Genomic DNA, 8,483 nt, shown 5'->3' with positions numbered 1-8,483 from the left:
GGCAGCGTCTCCTCGGCCCGCTCGGGCATCGCCCGGCAGGCGCCGCTCAGCGCGGACTTGAAGACGGTGCTCATCGCGACGGACAGCAGCGAGGAGGCCGCGTACGGACGGTCGTTGACGTACTGGGCGAGTGCCGCGTCGGGGGCACCGCCGCGGCCCTTGCCCTTGCCCCGCCGCACCAGCGCCACGGGATCCACCTCCAGCAGCAACGCCGCCGTACAGCGCTCCGCGGACGCCTCGGGATAGAAGACGTGCGCGGTGCCATGGGAAGTGGAGAACGTCTGCGCCTTCTCGGGATGCTTGTGCAGCAGGAATCCGAGATCGGTGGCGGGACGCTCCGGGGTGCCGGTTGTGCTGATCGTCAGGAACACACGTCCGAGTATGGTCCGGTTCACTCCCCCTCACCAGGCAATTTCACCCCGCCTCCGGATCCTCTGTCCCTCCTTCCGCGTGGTTCGCCGCCGATGCTCCGAGCAGTACGGCCAGTTCCGCGATGGTGTCCGGACCGACCCGGCAGCAGCCCCCGACCAACCGCGCACCGGCCGCCTGCCAGGCCCCGACCCGGCCGGGATCGAACGTGGCCCCGCCGGTCCATCCCCGTCTCCCGGCATCCCAGCGCTCACCGCTGTTCGGATAGACGACGACCGGCCTGCCGGTCACCTCCGCCGCCGTCCGGACCGCCCGGTCCGCGTCGGCCGGATCGCAGCAGTTCACCCCGACCGCCACCACGTGTTCGTGCCCCGCGGCGAGGCCGAACGCCTCCTCCAGCGGCTGCCTCGCCCGGGTCTGCCCGTCAGCCACGGTGTAGGAGAGCCAGACCGGCAGCCCGCACTCCCCCGCGACCCGCAGCAGCGCCTCCGCCTCATCGGTGTCCGGCACTGTCTCCAGCGCCAGCACATCGGGGCCGGCGGCGGCCAGCGCATCGATCCGGGGCCGGTGGAAGCGTTCCAGCTCCCGGACCGAGAGCCCGTATCGGCCCCGGTACTCGGCGCCGTCCGCCGTCACCGCCCCGTACGGGCCGACCGAGGCGGCGACCCACACATCCCGCTCCACCGAACCGGCCGCCCGCCGGGCCAGCTCCACACTGCGGGCGAACAGCGCGGCCGCCTCCGCCCGCCCGGTCCCGCGCCGCCCGAACCCTTCGAAACTCGCCTGATAACTGGCGGTGATGAGCACCTGCGCCCCCGCCCGCACATACGCCGTGTGCGCCGCCTCGATCTGTTCGGGCCCGTCGGCGAGCAGCCGGGCGGACCACAGCGCGTCGGACAGATCGCAGCCCTGAGCCTCCAGTTGGCAGGCAAGGCCACCGTCGAGCAGGACCGTCCCGGCCGCAAGGGCGGCTGCGAGGGACCGGGACGGCCTCCCGGCAAAGGGCCGAGCGGAGTCGCGGGCGTGGCGACCGGTATCGCGGCCGGAGCCGCCACCGCAATCGCGGGCGGAATCGCGGGCGGACTGCACGGGTGCTCCTCTCCCTCTCAGGTGAGCTGGGACTGGACCTGCGACGAGATCAGCTCCAGGTGCCCCAGGTCATCGAGATCCAGCACCTGGAGGTAGATCCTCGAAGCCCCGATGGCTTCGAACCGACCGATCTTGTCGACCACTTCGGCGGGCGAGCCCGCCAGGCCGTTCGCCTTGAGCTCCGCCACGTCCCGCCCGATGACGGCGGCACGGCGCGCCACCTCGGCATCGTCCTTGCCGACACAGACGACCAGGGCGTTGGAGTACACCAGGTCGTCCGGTCCCCGGCCCGCCGCCGCGGCCGCTTCCCTGACCCGGCCGAACTGCTGCTCGCTGTCCTCCAGCGAGGCGAACGGGATGTTGAACTCGTCGGCGTACCTGGCGGCCAGCCGCGGTGTGCGCTTCGCGCCGTGCCCGCCGATCAGTACCGGCACCTTGGCCTGCGCCGGCTTGGGCAACGCGGGCGAGTCGGTGAGCTGGTAGTACGTGCCGTCGTAGCTGAACGTCTTGCCGACCTCGGTCGACCACAGCCCGGTGATGATCGCCAGCTGCTCCTCCAGCCGGCCGAACTTCTCCTGGGGGAACGGGATGCCGTACGCCTTGTGCTCATCCTCGAACCAGCCCGCGCCCAGGCCCAGTTCGACGCGACCGCCGGACATTTGGTCGACCTGTGCCACCTGGATGGCGAGCACGCCGGGGAGCCGGAACGTCCCCGCCGTCATCAGCGTGCCCAGGCGGATCCGCTTCGTCTCGCGAGCCAGCCCGGCCAGCGTGATCCAGGCGTCCGTCGGGCCGGGGAGACCGTTTCCCCCTCCCATGTGCAGATAGTGGTCGGAACGGTAGAAGGCATCAAAGCCGAGGTCCTCTGTCGCCTTGGCGACGGTGAGCAGGGTGTCGTAGCTCGCCCCTTGCTGGGGCTCGGTGAAGATTCGAAGATCCATGCATCCATCCTGCACCCCCGGACACCGCTCGCCCCGACCCTGCCCTCCTCTCGCCTGCCCCCTTTCACCGACGCAGTGTCCAGGACACCCCGGGCATCCGGGACGCCGAGCCGTCAGGGCCGGCCGGCAGCCGGCCCCGCCGGTCCGTGGAGCACGCCGTGAGGGCCGTCCCGCTCCCGGCTGCGCTCCAGATCCTGCTGGCGCTCCCGGTCCCGTTCGTCGAGCAGCCGGAGCATTCCGTGGACCCGGTCCGTGGACTCGTCGGCGGCGTCGATCGCCTCCATGCACTGCCAGTACAAGCTCTGTTCATCGGTCTCGCACGCCACCCCGACCAGGGCTATCCCCACTTCCCCGAGCAGCGCGCCCAGCCCCGTCAGCGCGGCGCGCGGATCTGCGACTTCGGAGAGTTGCGTCGCCCTGGCCACCCCGGCTCGCGCCGCCGGGTGGTCAAGTGCTCCGTTGCTTCTTCCGCCGATCTCGCTGAGGCCTCCCGCCTCGCCCCTTAACTCCTTGGGACCGCTCGCCGCCAGCCGGCTTCCGACCGCCTGTGCCAGGGCCTGGGCCTGCCACGCCTCGGCGATGATGTCCGGCGTACCCCTGCTCTGGGCCAGAGCCCGCCTGATGACCGCTACCAGCCGCTCCGCTTCCATGTGTTGCCCCCGTTCGGTACGGAAACCCGTTCACCTCTTCCATTACCCACAGTGAGGGCGGTGGTACCGAAAGGCCAGGGGATTTCGGAAATCTGTGGACACCCTGTCGACTGTGAATAAGTTGATCACTCCGAAGAGTGACGATTGAGGGTATCCGTACCCTTCTTGACGGGGAAGCGCACCTCGTTCCGCTCGATCTTGGCCGCCAGCGCCGCCAGCGCGTCGATGCCCAGCACCTCGCAGAACTGCAGCAGATACGCGAGGACATCGGCGACCTCGTCCGACACCCGGTGCGCGGTCCCGGGATCGTCCATCACCCGGGCCGACTGTTCCGGCGTCAGCCACTGGAAGATCTCCATGAGTTCGGATGCCTCGACGCTCAGCGCCGACGCCAGATTCTTGGGGGTGTGGTACTGCTCCCAGTCGCGTGTGGCCGCGAATGCGGCGAGCCGTCGTTGCAGGGCGGGTACGTCGAGTTCTGTCACGGTCCCAGGTCTACCACCGCGGCTCCGGCCGTCCTGCGGGCGCGTGCCGCGCCCGCCTCCGTCACCGTGCCGAGCAGCCGGACGCGGCCGGCGGCCGCCGCCGAGGCAGCCGCTGTCAGCAGCTCCCGCGTCTGCTGTCCGTCCAGATCGCGGTCGAGCCCGTCGGCCAGCAACGTGAGGGTCTGCAAGGCCGACGGCACCTCGGACTCGACGTCCGCCGGGTCGGCCCCGGGGCCCATGAGCAGGGCCACGGCCAGTGCCAGGTACCGCAGTTCGCCGTCGCCGAGCCTTTCCAGCGGGGTGCCGCCTCCGTCGCCCCGGGCCACGACGGCACGGACCAGCCCGTCCGCGAGCCGCTCGACGCCGATCCCGGTCACCGGTCGCGCGCATCCGGCCTTCACCAGCGCGACCAGCCGGGCATGGCGTCGCCCGTATCCGTTGCACGCGGCGTGCAGTACCGCCGCGAGGTTCCCGCAGTCGCGGTGCAGCCTGCCCTCACCCGGTGGCACCGGTGTCCGCATCCGATGAGGCCGCGGTTCGCAGACGAAGGCCGGGCGCAGGGCCACCACCATCTGTTCGGCGGCGGCCAGCACCTGTAGCTGGCCCGGTGTCCGGCCCGCGACCCGCAGCGGCAGCAGCGCCGTGCCCAGCCGGTCGTCCGGCAGCTGTTCCCGCGTCACCGGGAGCTCGTCCGCGGTGTGCCAGGCCGCCTGGAGCGTCGGCCGCCCCGGATCGCGGAGCGCGGTGCTGAAGAGGGTCGCCCCGGCCCGGGTCAGCCGCTCGCCGACGATCCGGAGGGTGGGCTCGGCCTGGATGGCGAGTTCGAGCCGGACCGGTCCGGCCGGGCCGTCCGCCGTGCACCCGATCCGGAACCCGCGCCGCCCGTGCCGGTCGGCCGCGGCCCCTTCGGGCACGCACCCGGCCGGATCGGGGAACACCTCGCCGAGCGACGCCCCGGCTCCCAGCCGGGACAGCGCCTCGTAAGCCCGCAGCACGCTCGATGCGCCGCTGCCCGAGGGACCGGCGAGGAGGGTGAGCGGGGCCAGCGGCACGACCGTGCCGCGGTGCGCGGCGAAGGCGGACAGCCGCAGTTCGGTGACGACAGGACCGGCCGAACGCCCCGTCCGCCGGGCGGAGCCGAATTCGGAACCGGATTCGGCTCCGACGCCGGACTCGAAATCGAACCCAGATTCGAAATCGAAGCCGGAGCCGGAGCCGGATGCGAGGTCGGCCCGGTCCGACGACCCGGATCGCGCGGGATCGGGCGCGAAGGCGCCTGGGCAGGGTGCGGTCATGCCCCGGACCGTACGCACGCGACTTCCCGGCGAACCGTTCCGCCGGATCGGCCGTCCTCCGATCGGAGTAAACCGCCACCCGCCCGCATACCGCGCTGCCGATCCGGGTAGCCCGGTGGCGCGAACCACCACTGGGCAGCCCGGTGGCGCAACCGCCCCGCCCCAGGACCGCGACGACCCCGCAAAGGCCCTCGCGACAGCTTCTCTAAGCCCCCGGCACGCCCGCCGCCGTCACACCCTCGACCTCCATGCCGATGGGCGACAGCAGGAAGACGTTCCGGTCCACCCGGTGCATTCCGCTGCCCAGACCGAAGACGACACCGCTGGTGAAGTCCAGGATCCGCTTGGCCACATCGGACTCGGCGCTGGTCAGGTCGAGCAGCACCGGAATCTGCGCGACCAGGTAGTCGGCGACCTCGCGTGCGTCCGCGAAGACCTGGACCCGCAGCACCACCATGCGCCGCTGCTCGGCGCTCTCCCGTTCCTCCGGAGCCGTCCGGTGGTCCACTCGGGACGGCCACTCGTTGCGGCTGCGCAGCGGTACGACCTGGGCCAGTCCCTCCCACTGCTCGTCGGTGACGTCATACCTGTCGTACCTGCTCACCGGACCACCCCGTCTGTGCATCGGTTGGCGTTGCGCCGGCTGCGCTCACTGTTCATCGGGCAATTCTCTCGCCCCTCACCCGTTCGGCCTACCAGCGACACGGTTCAGGACCCGATCGACACCGTCGAAGTGCTGCCGGACGCGGTCGCGGAGTGCTCGTCCGGGTCGGCGGTCACCGTCGTGTCGAGCGGTGTGAAACGAACCGGAAGGTGCACCAGGGCCCGGTGGAACGGGCCGGGCCGCCAGAGCAGTTCGCTCACCGGAACGGCCAGTTCCGCATCGCACAGCTGGCTGGTGAGCTGCTCGATCGCGGTCATCGCGATGAGCAGCGCGGGCTGCTTCGCGGGGCACCGGTGCGGACCCGCGGACCAGGCCAGGTGGGCACTGGCTCCGGAGCGGGCGCCGGCGTCCGAAGTGACCGGTCCGGACTGGGTGTTGGCGGCACCGAAGGAGACCAGGACCAGCTGTCCGGCGTGCAGCCGGACACCGTGGAACTCGGTGTCGTGGCGCGGGTAGTGCGCGGCCAGGTTGGCCAGCGGCGGGTCCTGCCACAGGACCTCGTTGATCGCCTCGTGCGCGGTCATCGCTCCCCCGTGCAGCGAGCCCGCGTACCGCTCGTCGGTGAGCATGTGCAGGGTGGCGTTGCCGATCAGGTTGGTCGTGGGGTCATGGCCCGCGCTCATCACCAGGGTGATCTGTCGCACCGTCTCGTCGTTGTCGAGACGGGCCGGATGAGCGAGGAAGTACGAGGTCAGATCGCGGCGCGGCCGGGCGCGGCGGTCGGCGACGAGGCGGGTGACGACATCGACGAGGTCGGCGTACGCGGCGGCGGCGCCCTGCGCCGAGTTCATCATGCCGCCGATGCCGTCGACGATCCGTTCGCCGTCGTCGGGGGCTACGCCGAACCAGGTGATGAAGACGTGCAGCGGCAGCCGCCGGGCGTACTGGGCGATGAGATCGCCGGTGCCGGTGGTGGCGAACTCGCCGATGAGCTGCTGGGCGACCCTGGCCACCTCCGCCCGCAGGATGTGCGGTTCGATCAGCGCCAGGCTGTCGTTGATGGCGTCGCGGTAGCGGGTGTGCTCGTCGCCGTCGCTGAACAGTGCGGTGGGGCGGTGGCCGAGGACCGGCAGCACCGGCGAGTCCGGCGGAACCGTCGCCTGCCAGGCGCGGGGGTCCTTGCTGAAGGTGTGGGTGTCGCGCAGCAGATCGACGGCCGCCTGGTAGTCGGTGACCAGCATGGCCTCGACGTCGGGGGCGATCCGGACCGGTGCCAGGGGCCCGTGCTCGCGCAGCCTGCGGTAGTGGCCGTGCGGGTCGGCAGCGAAGTCGGGGCCGTACAGCGCAAGGGGCTGCGGCGGCTGTACGAACAGGGTCATGACGGGTCCTCGGGTTGCGGCAGTCGGGTCAGCACGTGTTCGGCCAGCGCGATCAGGGCGTCGATGCTGCCGCGGCGTTCCCGGGCATCGCACTGGATCAGCGGGGTCCCGGGGGCGAGGTCGAGGTGTTTGCGCAGGACCTCGTCGCTGTGGGCGGGCGCGTCGGGGAAGCGGTTGACCGCCACGGCGTACGGCAGCCCCTGCTCCTCCACCATGTCCATGACCGCGAAGGAGTCGCCGAGCCGTCGCGTGTCCACCAGGACGAGCGCGCCCAGCGCCCCGCGCGCGATGTCCTCCCACAGTGGCAGGAAACGCTCCTGGCCGGGCGTGCCGAACATGTAGAGCACCAGGTCGTCCGGGACGGTGAGACGTCCGAAGTCGATGGCGACCGTGGTCGTGGTCTTGTCCGGGAGTCCGGCGGTGTCGTCGAGCAGGGTGCTGGACTGGGTCATCGCCTCCTCGGTGTGGAGCGTGGGTATTTCCGAGAGCGTACGGATCAGGGTCGTCTTGCCCACGCCGAAGGGACCCGTGACGACGAGCTTCATCAGGGTCCGGGCGGCAGTCGGCAGATAGCCGACGCCGGTCCGGTCAGTGGAGGGAGCGGAGTCCAACGAGCAGCCTCTCGACGAGCGACCGGTCGATCTCCCCGGCACTGGGTATCGGCGGTCGGGTGAGCAGAAGTCCGGCGGCCGCGAGATCCGTGGCCAGGAATACGGTGGCGCTGACCGGCAGGTCCAGATGGGCCGCGCACTCGACGACGGTGAGGGCGCCCGGTTCCAGCAGTTCGCACAGCCTGCGCTGTTCCGAGCCGGTGTCAGGGAGCAGGGCCGTATCGGTGCGCACGAGCACGGCGAGCCGGTCGAGCGCGGGGCCGGCGGGCCGGGACCGGCCGCCGGTGACCAGATAGGGGGGGATCAGGCGGCGTCCCGGTCCGGAGCTCATGGCCGGGCGGCGGTGTCCGGTTGACGGGCGGGCGCGTGCATCGCCCGGGTCAGCGCGGTGACCTGCACCTGCATCTGGTACGCGATGTCACCGAGTTTGGCGCCGGGTTCGGCGAACAGGGCGAGCGTGGTGTTGTTCCCCGCCGGTACGACGACGGCGAAGCCCAGATCGGATTCGACGACCGTCTGGGCCAGTTTCGGGCCCTCGACGTCGGTGAACGCCGTGGTGAAGGCGCGCGCCGCGGCGTGCAGCGTGGCCGTCATCGCGGCGACCCGTTCGCCGGACGCCCGGTCGAGACCGGGCGAGGCGCCCTCGATGAGGCCGTCACCGGTGGCGACCACCGCATGCTGGACCCCGGGCAGTTCCAGCAGCGGGGTCAGCACCCATGCGAGGTCACCGGTGGTGGGGCTGGGGGCGCTCACGTCTCGTCGTCTCCTTGGTCGTCCTGGTCGCCCAGGTGGTCGTGGCCGTCCGAATCCGGTGCGGGAGCCCGCCCGGCGACGCTCCTGCCGTTGAGGGTGCCCTGCTGGAGTGCCGCCCAGGAAGACTCGGCCTGCTCCGGTGTACGGGGCACCTGTCCGGCGGCCGGGACGGCGGCGGGTGCGGTGGACGCGACCGCCGCCGGACGGGGTGCGCGCCGGCGTCTGCTGGGAAGGCCCGCCGGCTCAGCGTCGCCGGTCTCCGGCGGGGCCGGTGCGGGAGGGGCGGGTGCGTCCTGCTCCGCCGGAG

10 protein-coding genes and 2 pseudogenes are annotated in these 8,483 nt (G+C 71.7%); all 12 read right to left on the bottom strand.

Features of this window, described 5'->3' with window-relative positions; translation table 11 throughout:
- Nucleotides 1-371, bottom strand: a pseudogene (locus J1C73_RS17040) (3' terminal RNA ribose 2'-O-methyltransferase Hen1); the annotation flags it as partial.
- Nucleotides 372-414: 43 nt separating this feature from the next.
- Nucleotides 415-1,458: a homocysteine S-methyltransferase gene (mmuM, locus tag J1C73_RS17035; RefSeq protein WP_207317132.1), complete on the bottom strand. Its 1,044-nt coding sequence runs from the start codon at nucleotides 1,456-1,458 to the stop codon at nucleotides 415-417.
- A gap of 17 nt (nucleotides 1,459-1,475) precedes the next feature.
- A complete protein-coding gene (locus tag J1C73_RS17030; protein ID WP_124285448.1) occupies nucleotides 1,476-2,399 on the bottom strand; it encodes an LLM class F420-dependent oxidoreductase in 924 nt (307 codons plus the stop codon).
- Between the two features lie 113 nt (nucleotides 2,400-2,512).
- A complete protein-coding gene (locus J1C73_RS17025; protein WP_123463099.1) occupies nucleotides 2,513-3,049 on the bottom strand; it encodes a DUF6099 family protein in 537 nt (178 codons plus the stop codon).
- A gap of 125 nt (nucleotides 3,050-3,174) precedes the next feature.
- Entirely contained in the window at nucleotides 3,175-3,534 is a 360-nt protein-coding gene (locus J1C73_RS17020; RefSeq protein WP_207317131.1) for a nucleotide pyrophosphohydrolase, read from the bottom strand.
- Nucleotides 3,531-4,829, bottom strand: coding sequence for an AAA family ATPase (locus J1C73_RS17015; protein ID WP_242644297.1), 1,299 nt, complete (start codon nucleotides 4,827-4,829; stop codon nucleotides 3,531-3,533). The genes J1C73_RS17020 and J1C73_RS17015 overlap by 4 nt, the downstream gene beginning before the upstream one ends.
- A 205-nt stretch (nucleotides 4,830-5,034) precedes the next feature.
- Nucleotides 5,035-5,454 (bottom strand): cell division protein SepF, encoded by a 420-nt coding sequence (locus J1C73_RS17010; RefSeq protein WP_185095466.1) that lies wholly within the window; start codon nucleotides 5,452-5,454, stop codon nucleotides 5,035-5,037.
- Between the two features lie 83 nt (nucleotides 5,455-5,537).
- Entirely contained in the window at nucleotides 5,538-6,812 is a 1,275-nt protein-coding gene (locus J1C73_RS17005; RefSeq protein ID WP_242644296.1) for a cytochrome P450 family protein, read from the bottom strand.
- Nucleotides 6,809-7,423: a GTP-binding protein gene (locus tag J1C73_RS17000; RefSeq protein ID WP_123463095.1), complete on the bottom strand. Its 615-nt coding sequence runs from the start codon at nucleotides 7,421-7,423 to the stop codon at nucleotides 6,809-6,811. Before J1C73_RS17000 ends, J1C73_RS17005 begins: the two co-directional genes overlap by 4 nt.
- Nucleotides 7,401-7,754, bottom strand: coding sequence for a DUF742 domain-containing protein (locus J1C73_RS16995; RefSeq protein WP_207317130.1), 354 nt, complete (start codon nucleotides 7,752-7,754; stop codon nucleotides 7,401-7,403). Before J1C73_RS16995 ends, J1C73_RS17000 begins: the two co-directional genes overlap by 23 nt.
- Nucleotides 7,751-8,176: a roadblock/LC7 domain-containing protein gene (locus J1C73_RS16990; protein ID WP_124285446.1), complete on the bottom strand. Its 426-nt coding sequence runs from the start codon at nucleotides 8,174-8,176 to the stop codon at nucleotides 7,751-7,753. The genes J1C73_RS16995 and J1C73_RS16990 overlap by 4 nt, the downstream gene beginning before the upstream one ends.
- Nucleotides 8,173-8,483: pseudogene (locus J1C73_RS16985) on the bottom strand (ATP-binding protein); the annotation flags it as partial. The gene J1C73_RS16990 and the pseudogene J1C73_RS16985, both read right to left, overlap by 4 nt.

This window comes from Streptomyces laculatispora (genome assembly GCF_017353455.1).
Classification (GTDB): Bacteria; Actinomycetota; Actinomycetes; order Streptomycetales; family Streptomycetaceae; genus Streptomyces; species Streptomyces laculatispora.
The sequence above is the reverse complement of the archived record's forward strand: the minus strand, read 5'-3'. Positions and strand labels throughout refer to the sequence as shown.

What these genes read in the sequence shown, in the direction of transcription:
- J1C73_RS17015 (WP_242644297.1), bottom strand. Translation starts at nt 4,829, where the DNA reads ATGACCGCACCCTGCCCAGGCGCCTTCGCGCCCGATCCCGCGCGATCC.
- J1C73_RS17030 (WP_124285448.1), bottom strand. Translation starts at nt 2,399, where the DNA reads ATGGATCTTCGAATCTTCACCGAGCCCCAGCAAGGGGCGAGCTACGAC.
- J1C73_RS16995 (WP_207317130.1), bottom strand. Translation starts at nt 7,754, where the DNA reads ATGAGCTCCGGACCGGGACGCCGCCTGATCCCCCCCTATCTGGTCACC.
- J1C73_RS17010 (WP_185095466.1), bottom strand. Translation starts at nt 5,454, where the DNA reads ATGCACAGACGGGGTGGTCCGGTGAGCAGGTACGACAGGTATGACGTC.
- J1C73_RS17005 (WP_242644296.1), bottom strand. Translation starts at nt 6,812, where the DNA reads ATGACCCTGTTCGTACAGCCGCCGCAGCCCCTTGCGCTGTACGGCCCC.
- J1C73_RS17025 (WP_123463099.1), bottom strand. Translation starts at nt 3,049, where the DNA reads ATGGAAGCGGAGCGGCTGGTAGCGGTCATCAGGCGGGCTCTGGCCCAG.